Source organism: Tichowtungia aerotolerans (assembly GCF_009905215.1).
Classification (GTDB): domain Bacteria; phylum Verrucomicrobiota; class Kiritimatiellia; order Kiritimatiellales; family Tichowtungiaceae; genus Tichowtungia; species Tichowtungia aerotolerans.
In genome coordinates this window covers 2,275,771-2,294,619 of sequence record NZ_CP047593.1, presented here as the reverse complement: position 1 = coordinate 2,294,619, position 18,849 = coordinate 2,275,771, and the positions used below count along the sequence as shown (strand labels likewise).

Below are 18,849 nucleotides of genomic sequence, written 5' to 3'. Positions count from 1 at the left end.
ATCAGACCCCAAAAAATTCTGAGCCGAGAGCACGCAACGCTTTTTCGCGGTCAGCGTCTTTTACAGCAAACATCATGCTGATTTCAGAAGCACCCTGATTGATCATTTCGAGGTTGACGCCCGCGCTGGAAAACGCACCCGTGGCTTTGGCTGCCAGACCCGGCGTATACTGCATGCCCTCTCCGACGACCATGACCAGTGAGAGTCCATGCTCGACGGTTACTGCGTCCGGTTTCAACTCAGACTTGATCCGGTTCACGACCGTCTCTTCTTTTTTGCTGAGGTTGGCTGACGCCATAATGACCGAAATATTATCGATCCCGGACGGTGTATGCTCAAAAGAAACACCTTCTTCTTCCAGAATGGAGAGCAGGCGGCGGCCAAAACCGACTTCGCGGTTCATCATATATTTGTCGATGTAAATGGAGCAGAAGCCCGGCGCGCTCGAAATACCGACAACAGTCCGTTCATCCGGGGAGCGTTGCGGGACGACCATAGTGCCGGGTGCCGACGGATTATTCGTGTTTTTAATACAGATCGGAATCTGTGCACGAACTGCCGGAACAATGGCTTCGTCATGAAAAACGCCAAACCCGGCATAAGAAAGCTCGCGCATTTCGCGGTAGGTCATGCAGTCAATGGCCGGCGGGTTATCAATCACACGCGGGTCCATCGCACAGACGGAATCGACATCCGTAAAGTTTTCATATACGTCAGCATTAACAGCTGCAGCGAGAATCGCACCGGTAATATCAGAGCCGCCCCGAGGAAATGTAGCGACTTCGCCGTTTTTGGTTTCGCCGAAAAATCCGGGGAAAATCTGGATTTTGTCAGATTGTTTGAGTGTCGCCAGTTTTTCGAAGGATTCCGGCAGCACTTCTGCATTGCCGAACTCATCGGAAAGCAGCATGCCGGCCGGACCGGGATTCACATATTCGGCCGGAAAGCCCGCTTTGGTGAAAGCTTCCGCAATCACTTTGGCGTTATTGTCCTCACCGGAGGCTTTCATGGAATCCATGAACTGCGCATCACTGGAACCGCGATTCTCAATGCGGCCGCGGAGGTCGGCTTCAATCACATCCACCACATCCTCAGACAGATTAAGATCCCGCTGGATTTCGGCATAGCGCCCGACAACCGTGCTCAGCTCGGCCTCATAATCGTTGCCGGCCAACACCGTATTTGCCAACGCAATCAGCAAATCCGTCACTTTAATGTCACTGCTGTTCCGTTTTCCCGGCGCAGACACCACCACAATCCGTCGATCAACATCGCCCGTTACAATATCAATGATTTTAGAAATCTGCGCCGCGTTGGCGACGGAAGACCCGCCGAACTTTACAATTTTCATGATTCAAAATCCTCAATGCGCATACGTACAGGCTCGGCTTCTGAGACGCTGAGGCTGTTAATTTCCTGAATGGCAGACGCAAACTCAACTTCTTTGGCCTTGTGCGTCAAAATAACGACCGGCACATATCCGCCTGTATGACGTTCCTTCTGAACAACCGAGGCAATACTGATGTTATAGCGCCCCAGACTCTCCATCACTTTTCCCATTGAGCCGGGCTGATCCAGCAAACTGAGACGAATGTAGCAGCGTTTCTCAATTTTTTCTGCGGGACAGTACGCGAGCGTTTCTTTCTGGAGCATCATGGTCACGCTGACGGGCACCCCGGCTTCATTCAACCGGTCCGCTGCGGCTTCCATGATATCGCCGATGACCGCGCTGCCGGTCGGCAGACGCCCCGCACCGCGGCCGTAATACATGGTATCATCAACAATGTCGCCCTTCACAAACACAGCATTGAACGAATCGCTGACCGAAGCAATCATGTGACCTTCCGGAACCAGTGTCGGTTCCACAGACAGTTCCACTTCGCCGTCATTGTCCTTAATAATGGCCAGCAGCTTGATGCGATACCCCAGCTCTTCAGCATTATCGATCTCCTGACTGGACAAACCACGGATTCCGGCCGTCGGACAGGCATCCATCGGAACCGGTGCTCCATAGGCCATCGAAGCGAGCACCACCGCTTTGTGCGCCGTGTCAACTCCGTCGATATCGAGATCCGGCGGAGTTTCGGCATAACCGAGCGCCTGGGCATCGGCCAGAATTTCATCAAAAGGAAGGCCTTCACGCTCCATGCGGGTCAGGATGTAATTGCAGGTTCCGTTCAGAATCCCGTAAATGCTTTCGATCCGGTTGCCGATCAGGCCGGCACGCTGTGAACGCAGAACCGGAATCCCGCCGCCGACAGCCGCCTCGTAATAAATACCTGCACCGTTTTCCTGCGCGGTTCGATAGATCTCTTCGCCGAAGTCAGCCAGCAGCGCCTTATTCGCCGTCACCACCTGCTTGCCGTTCTTCAGCGCACGCAGCACAAAATTCTTCGCGATGGTCACGCCGCCGATCAGCTCCACAATCACATCGATATTCGGGTCATCAATCACAGCAACTGCATCTGTGGTCAGCACCCCATCCGCCACAGCAACACCACGATCCGTTTCAACATCCAGATCCGCAATCTTTGCCACCACCGGACGAATGCCGGTTCGCTCAGCCATCAGATCGCCATTTTTCAAAATCCCTTCGACCACGCCCGCGCCGACCGTGCCGAACCCCAAAATACCGATTTTTACTTCTTTCATAGCAAATTCCCTGTTTTACGGAGCGCAAACTTTACCCGAACGCCCAACGGACACAAGGCGAAAGCCGCATTTTCCAGCAGTCTGCGCCACAAAACGACCTTTTCCACCCCGCCATACCGTCAAATTTGGTTTCCGACAACAATTCTCCCGGAAGAATCGCTACCAAAAAACGGTCCAGCCCGTCATAATACGAATGGAAAACACAATGAAAAGAGCCAGTTTATGATCCTCAGTACAATCATCCCGGAATCGCTTCAGTCCATCGACAGCATGACATGGATTATCCTCCTATCCGCCGCAGCCATCATCGCATTCATCCTATTTGCCAAAGCGATCAAGCTTACACTCAAACTGGCGGTTATCGCCGTCATGCTCCTGCTGATCGCCTACTTCCTGCGCCAGGCCGGCTTATTTTAAAAATTCCGGACAGGATTCCCGGATCCGCAGGATCCAAATTGGAAATCCGCGTCCATTCGCGAGATTCGCGGTTAAAAAAATCCCGCATCCGGCTTATCTGTGTTTTCTCGTGTTTTTTGTGGCTATTGATTTGAAGGATGAGGCTGAAAGAGAAAATCCTTGTTCGTCCGTAACAGGCTCAACTACCCTCTCCGCTCCATGAATTTAAACCGCCCAGATCATCTGCTCGCACAGGACCGCCAGCGCCTGAAAGCGCTGCTGCGTAAAATCCATGCACGCGAACAGAGCGGCCAGCCGACCGACCGGCTGAAACAAACCTTCCAAACCCTGGAAAAAGAAGCCGCGGCCCGCGCAGAAAAGCGCGCGCAGACGTCTCTGAAGATTTCCTACCCCGAAGATCTTCCAATCTCGGGAAAACGCAACGAAATCCGCAAACTGATCGAAACTCACCCGGTCGTTATCGTCTGCGGAACTACCGGCTCGGGAAAAACCACACAGCTTCCCAAAATCGTCATCGACGCCGGACTCGGCAAAAGCGGCCGCATCGGCGTCACCCAGCCGCGCCGACTGGCCGCCACGGGCATGGCGCGCCGCGTCGCCGAAGAAATGCAGACTCCGTACGGCAAAGGCGTCGGCTGCCAGGTGCGCTTCGATGACCAGACCTGCGATGAAACCATCGTCAAGTTCATGACCGACGGCATCCTGCTGGCCGAAACGCAGAACGACCGCCATCTCTTGCAGTACGACTGCATCGTCATCGACGAAGCCCACGAACGCAGCCTCAACATCGACTTCCTGCTCGGCTATCTCAAAACCATACAGTCGCGCCGACCCGACCTGAAAATCATCATCAGTTCCGCCACACTCGACGCCGAAAGCTTTTCCGCCTTTTTCGACGACGCCCCCGTCATCAGCGTCGAAGGCCGCACCTTCCCGATCGAAGATCAGTTTCTGCCGCCCCGTGACGATGAAGACACCGCCGACCATGTCGCCCGCGCCGTCCGCTATATCTCGGAATACGACGACGAAGGCGACATTCTGGTCTTCCTGCCCGGCGAGCGCGAAATCCGCGATGCCGCCAAAAAGCTCGAAGGCCACAAACTGCGGAACACCGAAATCCTTCAACTCTTCGGCCGGCTCAGCATGAGTGAACAGCAGCGCGTATTTAAAACCGGCGGGCGGCGGCGCATCATTCTGTCCACCAACGTCGCGGAAACCTCGATCACCATTCCCGGCATTCACTACGTCATCGACTCCGGACAGGTCCGCCTCAGCCGCTACAACCCGCGCACGCAGGTGCAGCGCCTGCAGGTCGAACAGGTTTCGCAGGCGGCCGCCCGCCAGCGTCGCGGCCGCTGCGGACGTATCACCGACGGCATCTGCATTTATCTCTACGACGAAGAAACGCTCGAAAACAGCGCCGCCTTCACCGACCCCGAAATCCGCCGCACTTCACTCGCGGGTGTCATCCTGCAGATGGACCTGCTGCGCCTGCCGTCGATTGACGAATTCCCGTTCATCGATCCGCCGCAGTCCTCGCTCATCAACGAAGGCTACAAAGCGCTCTTCGATATCGGCGCCATCGACGAAAAACGCCGCCTCACCCCGATGGGCCGCGACATCGCCTCCTTCCCGGTCGATCCGCACCTCGCCCGCATGATTCTCCAGGCGCACAAAGAAGGCGCACTCAACGAAGTCCTCACACTCGTCGCATTTCTCTCCATTCAGGATGTGCGCGAACGCCCGGCCGAAAAAGCCGACGCGGCCGACCTCGCCCACAAACAGTGGGCCGATCCGACGTCCGACTTCATCACCATCATCAACCTTTGGAATTTCCTGCAGAACGAAAAAGCATCCGGCACATCCAACACGCGCCTGCGCCGACTCTGCCAGAAAAATTTCATCAACTTTCGCCGCATCCAGGAATGGATCAACCTCCGCCGCGAACTGAACCAATCCATCAAAGACCTCGGCTGGAAATACACAGCCAGCGAAAATGTCCATGCGGACCTGATGCACAAAAGCCTGCTGGCAGGACTTCCGGCCAACATCGGCGTGAAAGGTGAAACCGCCGAATTCACCGGCGCGCGCGACCGGCACTTCTTTATTTTTCCCGGCTCGGCCCTGTTCAAAAAGCCGCCGGAATGGGTGATGACCTTTGCGCTGGTCGAAACCACCCGTCTCTATGCCCGCACCGTGGCGGCGATTGATCCCATCTGGGTTTCGCAGGTCGCGCCGCACCTCTGCAAAAAGGTCTATCACCGCCCGTACTGGAACGCCGAAAAAGGTTTCGTATATGCCGAAGAGTCGATCATGTCCGGCGGACTGCGGCTGGTCGATGGACGCCGCGTCCACTTCGGGCCCGTCAATCCGCCCGCCGCCCGCGAAATCTTCATTCGCGACGCAATGGTCCCCGGCAACCTGAACACGCGCGGCGGCTGGCTGAAGCTTCACCGCCAAATGCTCGAAAGCATTCAGGAGGACGAAGAAAAGCTGCGCCGCCCCGGTGCCCTGCTCGATACCGAAGCTATCTTCCGCCACTTCGACCACGTTCTTCCGGACAACGTTTATTCCGTCCAAACCCTGGAACAATGGATTCGAAAGACCAGAGCGCGCATCGCCATGCGCCGCGAAGACGCCGTCTTCCCGCAGCTCGACGAACTGAACCCCAACGACTTTCCCGAACGAATTTCGTTCGGCGGACAGTCCTTTCCGCTTCATTACACCTTTGAGCCCGGCGACGAGCTCGATGGCGTCGCCGTGCTCTGCCCGAGCGACAAACTCAACCTGATTCCCGAAGGCGCAACCGACTGGCTCGTTCCCGGACGCCTCGAAGAAAAAGTGGCCGCGCTGCTGCGCACGCTTCCCAAAAAACTGCGCGTACGCCTGCCGTCGATCGACCAGACCGCGAAAGCGTTTTCCGGAAGTTTCCGATGTTCGGAAAAACCGCTGACGGAGGTCCTGTCCCACTACCTCCAGAAAAACTATTCGATGCCGGTCGATGCCGGAGATTTCCAACCTTCGGAGCTTCCGGACGACCTGCAGATGAAAATCGTCGAAACCGACGGCGAGGAAATTGTCGGCATTCACTCCGCCATTTCGGACGAACACCGCGATCAGCTCCGCCGCAGCGGTGCCGAGGCGGTTTTTGCAAAATGGGAGCACCCTCCGAAGCAAAGCTGGCCGGGCGGCGAACTGCCGCAGCAGGTAACGGCCGATGGGCCGGAGCAAACCGTCGGCTACCCGGCGCTGTACGCCTCAGCCGCCGGGGTTGGAATTCGCGTATTCCTCAGCGAAATAAATGCGCGCTACGCGCACCGCGCCGGACTCGCGGCGCTGTTCCGCATTGTGCAGGCCGATCAGGTGAAATATGTCGAAAAGCGGTTGCCGCTCAATCCGATGCTGCAACTGACGCTCGCGGCCATCGACGAACATTTTTCCGCCGACCTCGTCGATATGTCCATCGTCGAAGCGCTCGGCGACGATATCCGCGACGCGGACACGTTTAAAAAACGCGCGGCTGAAGCGCGCGGCGAACTCTATGATGCCGTCGCCGGATTTGCCGAAGAACTCGAACAGCTTCTCGAACGCCGGCAGAAAGTGATCGAACAGCTCGACGACCTGCCGCCCGACGCGCGCGAAGATATTGAGCTGCAGCTCGAATATCTGTTCCGGCCCGGCTTTCTTAAAACCGAAGATCTGTTCGGGCGGCTTCCGCGCTATCTGCGCGCCGCCCTCACCCGTATCGAGCGCATGGCGCATAACCCGACAGCCGATCCGGGCAAGATGGCGGAGATTGAGCCGTTCCAGAACCGGCTCACCGAGATGCTGCTCGCCAGCGACGATCTGACAAACGCGCACGAGCTGACGGAACTGGCGATGATGATCGAAGAGTTCCGCATCAACCGCTTCGCGCCGGAAGTCGGTACCGACGGAAAAATTTCCGCCAAACGCCTCGAGGAAAAGTTCCAATCATTGCAGAAGCATCTATAACGCCACTGTTTCCAGCGCTTTGCAGATGCTCTCCTGCAAACCGCCTTTGACGATCCATGCAAGCGCCGGCGTTGCCCCGGGCTGCGAGGTGCGGATGACTCCGGCAGTCGAACAGTCAAAAAACTCATCCGTCAGCGTTCCTTTGACGCGATAGATATCGTCGGCATGTTTCTGCACAAACGCTTCGAGTTTACCGCCGTCAAACGGCTGTTCGGTGACGAAGGTTTCATAGTTCGGATCGCGACACCTGGCGTATTCGCCCTGCAGTCCGCGCGGGACGTGTTCAGCAAACAGATCGAGCTCAACATCGCACAGCACCGTCGGAATACAACCGGCAACCGGATTCAGTTCATGGACCGTTTTCAACGTTTCCTCAATTTTTTCCGGCGGATTGCAGTCGGTCTTGTTGATGAGCACCACATCGGCGGTCTCCACCTGCGCCAGAATGTTGGGCAATGTGCGCCGCAGCTTCAGAAAGCTGTTGGGATCGAGCACGCTGATAACAGTTGCCAGCCGAAAATGCTGATCGAGCCTGGTTTCGACCAGCATCTGCTCAATCACCTTGGGGTTGGCCATCCCGCTGGCTTCGATCACCACGCCGTCAACGCCGCTCCGCTCTTCCGTAATTTTTTTGAGCTGACCGATAAATTCAGTGACGAGGCAGTGACAGAAAATACTGCCGCCGGGAATGGAAACCACATCCGGATTTTCAGCCGACACAATAGCTCCATCGATATCGTGCGCTGAAAATTCGTTGATCAGATAAACGATCTTCCGGTCACGGTTTTGGGCGACGATGTTTTTCAACAACGTCGTTTTCCCCGTCCCCAGAAAACCGGTTACTAAACAGATTGGCAGCATTGAATTTCCTTCCGCAAGGCTGGAAGACAGTCTTACTTTCCGGCCGCTTCCTCGATGGCGCCGACAAGGGTTTTCTGGTCGGGAATGATGGAAGCAAATCTGACTTCTCCGTTAATGCAGATGGTCGGAAGGTTTTTGACGCCGAGCTTGACCATCATTCCGATTCCACGACGCTCTTTGATTTTGTGCTCGCTGACACTGCAGACCGGATGCGCGGATGCGACGGCTTTCTGAACGGCTTCCATCATGTACTGGCAGGGAGCGCAGGATGTGGAATCGAGCGTAATGACGTCGATCAATACAGCATCGGACGCTTTGTAGTCCGGCAACTCAATGTCGTCAAAACTGTCAGTTTCTTTGGCAGTCAGGGTTCTGGCTGTTTCACGGACGTATTCGTCGTGAACCATCTCGGCAACCGCCTGCAGGTTCTCGGGCGGCACGGCGTACGGGAGGTCGCAGCCGGGAGCAAGGATAAAGCCTTTGGTGCCGCTCTTTTCCATGATGTCGAGGACTTCCATTTTGGCGTCGTTTTCGTCGCCGAGCAGCAGAACAGAGGTCAGTTTGATATTGCCACCGAATGATTTGCCCTGTGCCACGCACAGCTCACGCAGATGCGTCATGTCGATCTGTTCATCAACACAAATGCTGTCCGCTGTGGTTTGAGTCATTACCTCCAGATTGCGGGTAACGTCTCCGCAGACAAAGATGGCTGAAATGCCTCCCTGTTCGCGAATGTGGTCGTATACTTTATTCATGGCCGGCGTGACAAACTGCTCAAAATGATCAGGAGAAATCTGGCTGGTCATCGGGTCCACCACGGCGATCACATCTGCACCGTGTTTCAAATAGATGTCCGCGGACTTGATGCAGATCTCGGCACAATAGTTGATCACTTCGGCGACGGCGTCTTCGTCGTCGTACATGTCGAGAAAGATGTCGTTTCCGAGCAGATGCAGCGCAAGGGTGAACGGACCGCAGATAAGCCCATACAGAGCCGTATCGTCACCGATCTCTGTTTTCAGCGTTTCCAATGCCTGGACAACGATCGGGAAACGGCCTTTGGTTTCATCGATTTCCGGCAGATCAGCGATTTTCTGTCCTTCAGCCAACGGGTGGCTGATGACGGCCGGCGGCACTTCATCGGCCCAGTGTAAGCGGCAGCCGAGAATTTCCGCTTCGATCTGCAAGTCAAACATCACCGGCAGTCCATCGGGTCTGTAAAGCTCTTTGGCTTTTTTGAGCCCTTCAACCAGAAGATCAGCAGACTGCAGATATTCGGTGGCCGTCTTATTAATCAAAAATCCACCATGACACCCCACAAAGGGAAGCCAGGCCGGGCGCGAGGTATCTTCACCCGCAAGGGCTTTCAGCAGCAGTTCTTTTCCGTTCATCGTCTCCTCCGTTGTAAAATCCAGACCGGAAAACGGTAGCAGAACCGGACCAAACCGATAGAACACCCGGGCTCATAAATATAACGATATTGCTGATTTGATCATAAATGCCGCATATTTCGGCATTTTTGTATGATGATCATGCTTCAAAAACCAATCCGCCCCACTCGCCGCCGCAGTCGCGAATGATCTCACTACCGCCGAGCTGCACAAACGTATCAGCCACGCCATCGAGTTCCACCTCCCGGATTCCCGTCAGCAAAAGATATTTTCCGGTGATCCCCAACAGAGTCGACGCATTGTCGATCAGCAGGGATGAGTAGATATTGGCGCAGACAATGTCATACGTTTCATCCTTCCAGCCCTCGGTGATATCGTGCTGAAAAAATTCGGTCCGGCCTGCAACACCGTTCGCAGCAGCATTCAAAATCGACTGCTCTACACACAGCGGGTCAAAATCTGCACCGACCGCATGGTCCACTCCGAGTTTCACGGCGGCAATCGCCAGGATTCCAGAACCGGTTCCAATATCCGCCATGGTTTTCGCTCCGCTTTCCGGCACCAGCCGGTCGAGCTGCTCCAGACAAAAACGCGTGGTGAAATGATTGCCGGTTCCAAAACTCAGGCCCGGGTTGATAACCAGTTCCATGCGGTCGCTTTCGCCGGCCAGCCACGGCGGACAGACACGGAGGTTTCGGCCGATATCCATCGGCTTGAAGTGTTTCTTCCAGCTCTCCGTCCATTCTTCCGCGGCATATTCGCGGATCGATTTTCCAAAGATTGGAAATTCCTCGAGTGCTTTGGCAGCCACCTCGGCCTCGAGCGTATTATCAAAATAGACCTCCAGCAGGACCTCTTTCCCGCCGGGCTTTTTCAGCTCCACCACAGTTTTTACGAGATTCTCTGCAATCCAGTCACTGATTTCTTCCGCATGGCTCTGCTTCGTCGCCAGCGTCAGAATCGCCCCCCCTGCTGCCTGTTCTGTACTCATATTATTTTTCAACTCTCCTGAAGGTCAGCGGATTGTCAAACAACTCACCGTTCTCTTTGACCTGTAAAAATGCATTTTTCAAATCATCCGTCGTTTGAAGGGACTCCGGCACTAAATCTGTATTCAGGGTTTTCAGCTCCAGCGTTTCACCACTTACCTGATAGGAAACCGCATAGAAAAGCTCGGTATCTTCCGGCTCGGGAAGGCCGGCGCCCGTCCCGATCACCTGGATCTGAACAAACGACACGCCTCCGAGATTCACCGGCCATGCACGATAGTATAATCCGTCTTCGCCGACGGGATAATGAACCATATATTCGGTGTCCGAATATTTCAGGACCATCATCTGTTCGTCCGGCCGGTCCGCGTTCGCCCACAACCCAAGCACCGAGGCGTCAACCGCAATCCGGTGCTCCACAACAAACGGTGCGTCATATTTGCAGCCTGCCAGCAGCAAAAAAGCAGTACTGAACAGAATCATTGCAGCTTTCATCCCGTCCCTCCTTTTCCCCGCAAAACGGCCGCCTGTGATTCAAAACACGGCCCGTTTACAGAATTTTCAGTTTCGGCAGGTCCTGAATATCGACCGTACCGGCAATGCGTCCGGCGTCATCCACCACAACGAGGTCGTCGATGTTTTTCTCTTCGTAGATTTTCAGAAGATCGACGGCCAGCTGTTCAGGCTTCAGCGTAATCGGGTTTGCGGTCATCACCGAATCAATTTCCACATTGGTAATATCCGGCGTATCCATCAAATGGCGGCGCAGGTCACCGTCGGTAAAGATGCCGAGCAGTGTTTCGTCGGAATCAACAATCGCCACGCAACCGGAACGCGCACCGGTCATCGCCATGACCGCATCTTTCACCGTGGCGCCGCTGGACACCTTGGCAAGCCGGTCGCCGGTACGCATCACATCGGACACTTTCAGCAGCAGCGTGCGGCCGATCGCGCCGCCGGGATGCAGTTTGGCATAATCCTCTTTTTTGAAGCCGCGCGCTTCGAGAAGCACAATCGCCAGCGCGTCGCCGAGAGCCAGCGTCACAGTTGTGCTGGTCGTCGGCGCCATGCCGAACGGACACGCCTCTTTATCGACGGCGATCGGCAGAATCAGATCGCTTTCCACGCCGAGCGGACTGGTAGCATCGGCAGTCATTCCAATAATTTTGAGCCCCTGCCGCTTCAGCGCGGGAAGCAGAGCAATCAGCTCGTCGGATGCTCCGCTGTAGCTCAGCGCCAGCACAATATCTTTTTCGCCGACCACGCCGAAATCGCCGTGCATCGCTTCAATCGGGTGCAGCAGCGCGGCCTTGGTGCCGGTGCTGTTGAACGTAGCCACCATTTTCTGACCGATGTGAAAATTCTTGCCAACCCCCGTCACGACCACTTTGCCGCCGTTTTTCAGGGTGTCCAGTATCCATTCGACGGCCGTGCTGAATCCGCCGTCAATCTGATCGCGGACTTTCTCCATACCCGCGATTTCCACATCCATAATCTCTTTTGCACGCTGCTTAAAATCCATCGCCTCTCCTACAGTTTCCAAGGTTTGGAAAAAACCGGTCTCGTCGGTTTCCATAAGGTTGGAAACAGTACAGACCTCTGCTAGGTTCATCAACCATGAAGATAAGCAACGGCGTACAGACTGTTTTCCCGACCGAACTGGCCAAACGCCGGTTCGAGCGAAAAGTCGTCCAGGAAAACGGTGTTCTCGATACATCCTGCCTGCTGACTTTTAAACAGCTCCTCGATCTCTGTGAACACGCCGCCCGACGACAAAACCTGCTGAAAGGCAGGTCCCCCGGATCTGCTGAACTGGCCCTGCTGTTGCAAAGAACCGCTGAAGCCGTTTCGTTTGCTCCAGAACAGCCGCTGGCGCGGCTTTCCATTTCCGCCCGCGCGGGACTGCTCGAGAAGCTGGTCGAGAAATTTGCATTTCTGGCCCACGACCGCGCCGCCCTGCAACGCTGGCTTCTGGCCCATGCCCCCGGCCACAAACTGTACGGATTCGGTCAGCTGATGCAAGCGTGGCATCACGAATGTGAACAGTCCGGGATTGCCGACCGTTTTAAAGTCAATGCCGCTCTGCTGAACCTGATCGCAAGCGGCGAACTGCCGCCTAAACTGCGAGCCGGAATCCATTTTCGGGCCGTCCGCTGGTTCAACCCGTTCGAAGAGCGCTTTGTTGCCGCACTGAAAACAAGACTGGGTGACGATCCGGTTCAGATTTTCTCGGTCCTGCCGTCCGCGCACGCCGATGCCGCGGGCGACCGCCTGTGCGCCGCAGTACGCAGTGAACTCGGCTCAGAAGAAGAGTGGAAACAGTGGACCGAAGATTTTGCCGACGCCTACGAAACGGACGACAGCAATATTCTGGAAGCCGAGTCGCGAGAACGGGTTTCGTTCTTTGTCTCGGCCCATCCATATGGAGAAATCGAAGACGCCGCCCGGCGAGTTGCCGCCGATATTGAACAAGGCACCGCGCCGGAGGAAATCGCCCTGATTCTGCGCGACCTCAGCCCGTACACGGACATTGTTCCCAACGTGTTTCAGCGCTTCGGTATCCCGTATTATTTCCGGCGCGGCACGCCGGCCGCGGCCCATCCGCCGGTGAAAGCGCTGCTCGCCCTGCTCGAGTTTCCGCAGCGCCGGTCCCGCGACCGGCTGTGCGACCTGCTTCTTCAGCCCGGCATCGACTGGCCCGGCATCGAAGACCGCGAAGCCCTTGTTCAGCAGATCCGGAAAACCGAACCGCCGCAACTCCGACGCCTGCCGAAAGAGCTTTCCGGATTCTTCCCTTCGCTGGATTTTCCAGAACAGGTTCAATGTGTGATTGAACAGCACAAATTGAATCTGCCCGAAGAGGTCCACTCCCTGCTTGAAGAACTGGCGACTCTTCCGCCCCTGCCGCGGGAAAGGATGGTTTCTCTGTTTGAGGAACTGCTCAATAATGAAACGCTCAAGGATGAGCTGAGCACCGAAAGCGGCGTATGGATTCTCAACCCGATGGATGCGGCAGGGCTGCGGTTCGACACGGTTTTTATTGCCGGCATGGATGACCGAAGCTTCCCGAAGATCCCGAAAGCCGACTCGCTGCTCACCCGCACAGAACGCCTTGCGCTACGCACCTTTCTGGACGAGAGAAAAATCCCCTGCCCGCGACTGGCGCTGTCCGAAACCGGCGAGGCGCTGGTCCAGGAGGAAATCCTGTTTCTGACCGCTCTGAGCACAGCATCCGAAAAGCTGACGCTGTCGCACACGCAGTGTGACGCCGATGGCAAAGAACGTACGCCCGGAGAATTTTTTGAGCGTATGCGCAAGCTGTCCGGAGGCGAAGCTCCTGCCCACGGCGAATCGTTCCACACCATTCTTCCACCGGAAGCCGTTCGGGCGGAAGACGAGGCACAACAAACCCGGGCATGGCTGTCCTCCAATACAGGCGCTGCGGCCCCGTCGAAGCCTCCAGACATTGGAAAAACTGAACGCAACGGGAACGTTGCGTCCGCCATCCAGGCATGGCTGAACAACAACCCGGAGTTCAGCGCGACCGCGCTGGAATCGCTCGCACGCAACCGATTTGTCTTTTTCCTCGAAAAAGTGCTCGGAATCAAACCGGACCGCACTCACGAGGATGACACCGATCCGATGGACCGCGGAAACGTGATTCACGAAATTCTGGACCAAGTCTACCACGAGATTGCGGCACAGAGCGGATGGTACGCAAAAAAAGTTTCCGATGGCTGGAAACTCTCCCAGGAAGGCGACATCCTGCTGGCAGTGTTTGAGCCATCTAAAGCAGATGAACTGATTGCACTGGCCCGCGAAATCGCGACGGACGAATTCATAAAAGCCGAACGACGGCCGAGCCGCCACCTGGGTCATCCGACGGTGTGGAATACGGAAAAGGAAAAAATCCTGAACGTCATCGAAAACTTTATCCGCATGGACTGCGAAACCGCCCTGTCCGAAAACCGCTATCCGGCGCTGTTCGAGATGAAATTTGATGAAAAGCACGATCTGCCGCTGACCCTGGAACACAACGGTGAAGAGGTGCGGCTGAAAGGAAAAATCGACCGCATTGATCTGGTTTTCAACGACGGCGAACTGGAACGGGTTCTGGTGATCGACTACAAAAGCAAATCGCGCTCCGACAGCATTGAAACTCTGGAGAAAAAAATCGGACTGAACCTCGACTGCCAGCTCGCGCTCTACACCCTTGCCGCCCAGCAGTTTTTCTTCGGAGCACACAATACTCCGGAGCTGAACGAGAGGGTTCAGGCGCTTTATCATCTGCAGGAGCGAGCCCTGAAAAAAATGGAATCGCACTTCAGACGCAAACGACTGACGATGACTCCGGAGCTGACCGAAACATTCCTTGAAACTCTTTTTTCCAATGTTCGGAAACTGCGCGCCGGCGACCTCGCGGCCGAGCCGCTGATCGCAGGCTACGAAGATTATTCCCACATCTGCCGCACACAAGCCATCGAACCGAACGAACTGCTGAAAGAAAAATGAATATCGTCTCCGTGGATTTAAAGATTTCTATTCGACATCCGCGATGTCCCTTTCTAAAGTCAGGCAGTTTTCATCAATAAAAAAGGAGGAGATGATGGAAAAATACGTATGCACACCTTGCGGTTACATTTACGACCCGGCAGTTGGAGATCCCGACAACGGCGTAGCCCCGGGCACTGCTTTTGCTGACCTGCCTGATGATTGGTGCTGTCCGGAATGCGGTGCTGAAAAAGAATACTTTGAACCGCAGTCTTAAATTGGTCTTATCAGCGGAGCCGGGATAATGTTGGATTTAACCACCACCTATATGGGTCTGGCGTTGAAGAACCCGCTGATCGTTTCCTCCTCGCCGATTTCGGCGAGAGAGGAAAAAATCAAAAAGGCCGTCGATGCCGGAGCCGCAGCCGTTGTTCTCCCATCCCTGTTTGAAGAACAGCTGAACAATACCGGCGAAATCAATCCGTATTTTCCAATGGCCGACGACTACCTGATGTCGCCGGACGCCTATCTGGAACTGGTCCGACGCACGGCCTCCCACAGCGGCGTCCCGATCATTGGAAGCCTGAACGGGGTGACCCCGGACGGCTGGACCTCTTATGCAAAGCAGATTGAAGAAGCCGGCGCACAGGCGCTGGAGCTCAACCTGTACCATGTTGCTGCCAACCCGCTCGTCAGCGCGCAGGAGATTGAGCAACGCTACATCGACACCGTTCTGGCCGTCCGGAATTCTGTACAGATTCCGGTTGCCGTCAAGCTGACTCCTTTTTTCAGTTCATTCGGGAATATGGCCCGGCGACTGGACGAGACCGGCATCAATGCCCTGGTTCTGTTTAACCGCTTCTACCAACCGGATTTCAACCTGGTTGCGATGGAAGTGGAACCCAGCCTGTCCCTGAGCGCCGCAGGAGATATCCGCCTGCCGCTGCGCTGGATCGCCATGCTCTACAAAAATGTCAAAGCATCACTGGCAGCCACATCAGGCGTCCAGTCCGGTGTGGGAGTCATTAAATACCTTCTGGCAGGCGCCGATGCGGTCATGACAGCCTCTGCCCTGCTTCAGCACGGACCGGAATATATCGGCTCGATCCTTCGTGATCTTGAACGCTGGATGACGTCCAACCAGTATGAATCCGTCCACGAACTCCAGGGCCTGATGAGCCAGCGAGGCGTCGAAAACCCCGAAGAATTTGAGCGAGTCAATTATATTAAAGTAATTGAAACCTACAGGAAAAAACACCTTTAGCGCCTGAAATTCGACCGGACAAAAATTTCAGAGCGGTTTTGACCTTATTTTTTGGACATCGTTTCTGATCCTGCTACATTGTTTTTCCATAGTTTTTACGCAAATTTATCAGGAACTGTGGAATTCAAAATGGCCAAATATTTATTCATCACCGGCGGCGTGGTTTCATCACTCGGAAAAGGCATCACTGCCGCCTCGATCGGACGACTTCTCATCAACCGCGGACTCTCCATCCGCATGCTCAAAATGGACCCATATCTCAACGTGGATCCCGGCACCATGAGCCCTTACCAGCACGGTGAAGTCTATGTAACCGACGACGGCGCCGAAACGGACCTCGACCTCGGCCACTACGAACGCTACACCGGTCAGCCCACCTCCCAGCGCAGCAACATCACTGCCGGACGCATTTACTGGAACGTTCTGCACAAAGAACGACGCGGCGACTACCTCGGCGGCACCGTCCAGATGATCCCGCATATTTCCAATGAAATCAAAGAGCGCATCCGCAGCCTCGAAGAGGAAAACCCCGATGTCATCATCATTGAGCTCGGCGGAACGGTCGGAGACATTGAAGGGCTGATTTTTCTCGAAGCCCTGCGCCAGCTCGGGGCCGATGTCGGTCGTAAAAACTCCATGTACATTCACCTCACCTATGTGCCTTACATCGCGGCCGCCAAAGAGGTGAAAACCAAACCGACCCAGCAAAGCGTCGCCAAACTGCGCGAAATCGGCATCCTGCCGCACATTCTTGTCTGCCGCACAGAAGTGGACCTGACCAAGGAACACCTCGAAAAGCTCTCGCTCTTCTGCAACGTCGACAAAGAATGCGTCATCGTCGAAAAAGACGTCGACACCTCCATTTATGAAATCCCGCTGGTGCTTGCCAAACAAAACGTCGACCAGCAGATCATCGATCATTTTAACATCGACTGTTCCGACCAGCCGAACCTGTCCGACTGGGAACAGCTCATCGACACCATTAAAAACCCGAAAGGCACGGTCAAGATCGGCGTCGTCGGGAAATACTCCGAGCTTCAGGATGCCTATAAATCCATCTACGAAGCGCTGTACCACGGCGGATACGCATCCGGCTACAAAGTCGACATCATCAAACTGGCCGCGGAAGAAATCGAAACCGATCCCGACATTCTTAAAACCGTCTCCGGCATCCTGATTCCTGGTGGATTCGGATCGCGCGGCATGGAAGGAAAAATCCGCGCTGCGCAGTACGCCCGTGAGAACAACATCCCGTTCCTCGGCATCTGTCTCGGCCTGCAGTGCGCGGTTATTGAATTCGCCCGCAACGTCTGCAAACTGACCGGTGCACACACCACCGAATTCGACGAAGAACGCGGCATCAAAACCGAGCATCCGGTCGTCTGCCTGATGGACGAACAGCAGAATGTCACCGAAAAAGGCGGCACCATGCGCCTTGGCGCCTGCCCGTGCGACCTCAAAGAAGGCACCAAATCCTTTGCGGCCTACGGCGAGCCGAATATTTCCGAGCGTCACCGTCACCGTTACGAGGTGAACAACAACTACTGCGCACAGTTTGAAGAAAACGGCCTGATTCTTTCCGGCCGCAATCCGGACATCGGCGTGGTGGAAATGATCGAACTGCCCGATCACCCGTGGTTCGTCGCCACCCAGGCCCATCCGGAGCTCAAGAGCCAGCCGGTTAAACCGCACCCGCTCTTCCGCGACTTTGTTGCGGCTGCCATTACCAACCGTTGACCCAACTCCCCTTCACGTATGACGCTGGAAGAATTCGGATTCTGCGAGTGGTTTCAGAACCAAATCGATCCGTCCGAAGAGGGCAAATGGACCCTTGCGCGCGTCACGGCCGTGCACAAGGGGTGGGCCGACATCAGTGATGGCGAAACCACCCGCCCCGCCCGCTCAACCGGCAGGCTGCGCCGCGAGGCGCGCCATACCAACAACTACCTGACGGTCGGGGACTGGGTCCGCTGCAAAAAATTTGATAAAGGCGACTTTGCCGTCATCCACTCGATCTTTGATCGAAAAACCGCACTGAAGCGGAAGAGCGTCGGCCGCGTCGTCAGCTATCAGCTCATTGCCGCCAACATCGACACCGCCTTCGTCGTTCACACGCTGGATAAAGGCTACAATCTGCGCAAGCTTGAACGCTACCTTTCCATCGTGCTCGACAGCGGCATCGATCCGGTCATCCTGATGACCAAAAAGGACCTGCTTCCGGACGACCTGCTCAACGAGCGCATCGACGAGGTCAGAACCCGTATTCCCAATGTGCCGGTGCTGCCCATCAGCAACATCACCGGCGACGGGCTCGACGAAGTGCACGACCTGCTCGAACCCTCAAAAACATACTGCCTCATCGGCGCTTCCGGTGTTGGAAAAACCTCGCTCATCAACAGCGTCATTGGAGAAGAGGATCTCTACTTCACCCTGCCTGTCCGCGAAAAAGACGGAAAAGGAATTCATTCCACCACCTGGCGCGAGCTGATCGAACTCGATACCGGCGCACTGATGATTGATACCCCCGGCATGCGCGAACTCGGCCATCTTGACTCGACTACCGGCATCGACGAAACATTCGACGAAATCACCGCCCTCGAAGACCAGTGCCGGTTCCGCGACTGCGCCCACGTCAACACCAAGGGCTGTGCCATCGAAGCCGCCGTCGAAGCCGGAGAAATCTCCAGAGAGCGCTACGAAAACTTCATTCACATGAGGCAGGAATCGGATGCAGCCGCAGAAGCCCACCGCCGCAAGCACTGGAAAAACAAGTGAGAATAAATTCTCCGGC

At 55.5% G+C, this 18,849-nt stretch carries 14 protein-coding genes; 7 read left to right on the top strand and 7 right to left on the bottom strand.

Features of this window, described 5'->3' with window-relative positions; all coding sequences use genetic code 11:
- Window position 1 precedes the first annotated feature (1 nt).
- Together GT409_RS09465 and GT409_RS09460 are read right to left on the bottom strand one after the other, a co-directional pair.
- Window positions 2–1,351, bottom strand: coding sequence for an aspartate kinase (locus GT409_RS09465; protein WP_160628854.1), 1,350 nt, complete (start codon window positions 1,349–1,351; stop codon window positions 2–4).
- Complete coding sequence (locus GT409_RS09460) at window positions 1,348–2,652, bottom strand: homoserine dehydrogenase (protein WP_160628853.1); 1,305 nt, start codon at window positions 2,650–2,652, stop codon at window positions 1,348–1,350. Before GT409_RS09460 ends, GT409_RS09465 begins: the two co-directional genes overlap by 4 nt.
- Window positions 2,653–2,874: 222 nt before the next feature.
- On the opposite strand from GT409_RS09460, the gene GT409_RS09455 reads away from it, so the two are divergent.
- Together GT409_RS09455 and hrpA are read left to right on the top strand one after the other, a co-directional pair.
- Window positions 2,875–3,069 carry a hypothetical protein gene (locus GT409_RS09455; RefSeq protein ID WP_160628852.1) on the top strand — a complete coding sequence of 65 codons (195 nt, stop codon included), beginning with the start codon at window positions 2,875–2,877 and terminating at the stop codon, window positions 3,067–3,069.
- A gap of 198 nt (window positions 3,070–3,267) precedes the next feature.
- A complete protein-coding gene (gene hrpA / locus GT409_RS09450) occupies window positions 3,268–7,062 on the top strand; it encodes an ATP-dependent RNA helicase HrpA (RefSeq protein WP_160628851.1) in 3,795 nt (1,264 codons plus the stop codon).
- Here the strand turns inward: hrpA and GT409_RS09445 are convergent.
- From GT409_RS09445 to GT409_RS09425, 5 genes are all read right to left on the bottom strand, one after another.
- Window positions 7,057–7,923, bottom strand: a complete 867-nt coding sequence (locus GT409_RS09445; protein ID WP_160628850.1) for a CobW family GTP-binding protein — start codon at window positions 7,921–7,923, stop codon at window positions 7,057–7,059. The genes hrpA and GT409_RS09445 overlap by 6 nt on opposite strands.
- A 32-nt stretch (window positions 7,924–7,955) precedes the next feature.
- Window positions 7,956–9,314: a uroporphyrinogen decarboxylase family protein gene (locus tag GT409_RS09440; protein ID WP_160628849.1), complete on the bottom strand. Its 1,359-nt coding sequence runs from the start codon at window positions 9,312–9,314 to the stop codon at window positions 7,956–7,958.
- Window positions 9,315–9,453: 139 nt separating this feature from the next.
- Window positions 9,454–10,305, bottom strand: a complete 852-nt coding sequence (locus GT409_RS09435; RefSeq protein ID WP_160628848.1) for a 50S ribosomal protein L11 methyltransferase — start codon at window positions 10,303–10,305, stop codon at window positions 9,454–9,456.
- A gap of 1 nt (window position 10,306) precedes the next feature.
- Window positions 10,307–10,798, bottom strand: coding sequence for a hypothetical protein (locus GT409_RS09430; RefSeq protein ID WP_160628847.1), 492 nt, complete (start codon window positions 10,796–10,798; stop codon window positions 10,307–10,309).
- 55 nt (window positions 10,799–10,853) lie between these two features.
- The gene (locus GT409_RS09425) at window positions 10,854–11,915 is read right to left on the bottom strand and encodes a KpsF/GutQ family sugar-phosphate isomerase (RefSeq protein WP_233231514.1); all 1,062 of its coding nucleotides are present in this window, start codon (window positions 11,913–11,915) and stop codon (window positions 10,854–10,856) included.
- A 5-nt stretch (window positions 11,916–11,920) separates the two neighbouring features.
- Here GT409_RS09425 and GT409_RS09420 point away from each other — a divergent pair, with 5 nt between their 5' ends.
- The 5 genes from GT409_RS09420 (at window position 11,921) to rsgA (ending at window position 18,833) form a co-directional block, all read left to right on the top strand.
- Entirely contained in the window at window positions 11,921–14,815 is a 2,895-nt protein-coding gene (locus GT409_RS09420; protein WP_160628846.1) for a PD-(D/E)XK nuclease family protein, read from the top strand.
- A 94-nt stretch (window positions 14,816–14,909) separates the two neighbouring features.
- Window positions 14,910–15,071 carry a rubredoxin gene (gene rd / locus GT409_RS09415; RefSeq protein ID WP_160630087.1) on the top strand — a complete coding sequence of 54 codons (162 nt, stop codon included), beginning with the start codon at window positions 14,910–14,912 and terminating at the stop codon, window positions 15,069–15,071.
- A 27-nt stretch (window positions 15,072–15,098) separates the two neighbouring features.
- Window positions 15,099–16,058: a dihydroorotate dehydrogenase-like protein gene (locus GT409_RS09410; RefSeq protein ID WP_233231513.1), complete on the top strand. Its 960-nt coding sequence runs from the start codon at window positions 15,099–15,101 to the stop codon at window positions 16,056–16,058.
- Window positions 16,059–16,187: 129 nt separating this feature from the next.
- Entirely contained in the window at window positions 16,188–17,795 is a 1,608-nt protein-coding gene (locus GT409_RS09405) for a CTP synthase (RefSeq protein WP_160628845.1), read from the top strand.
- Window positions 17,796–17,813: 18 nt separating this feature from the next.
- Entirely contained in the window at window positions 17,814–18,833 is a 1,020-nt protein-coding gene (gene rsgA / locus GT409_RS09400; RefSeq protein ID WP_160628844.1) for a ribosome small subunit-dependent GTPase A, read from the top strand.
- Window positions 18,834–18,849: the final 16 nt, after the last annotated feature.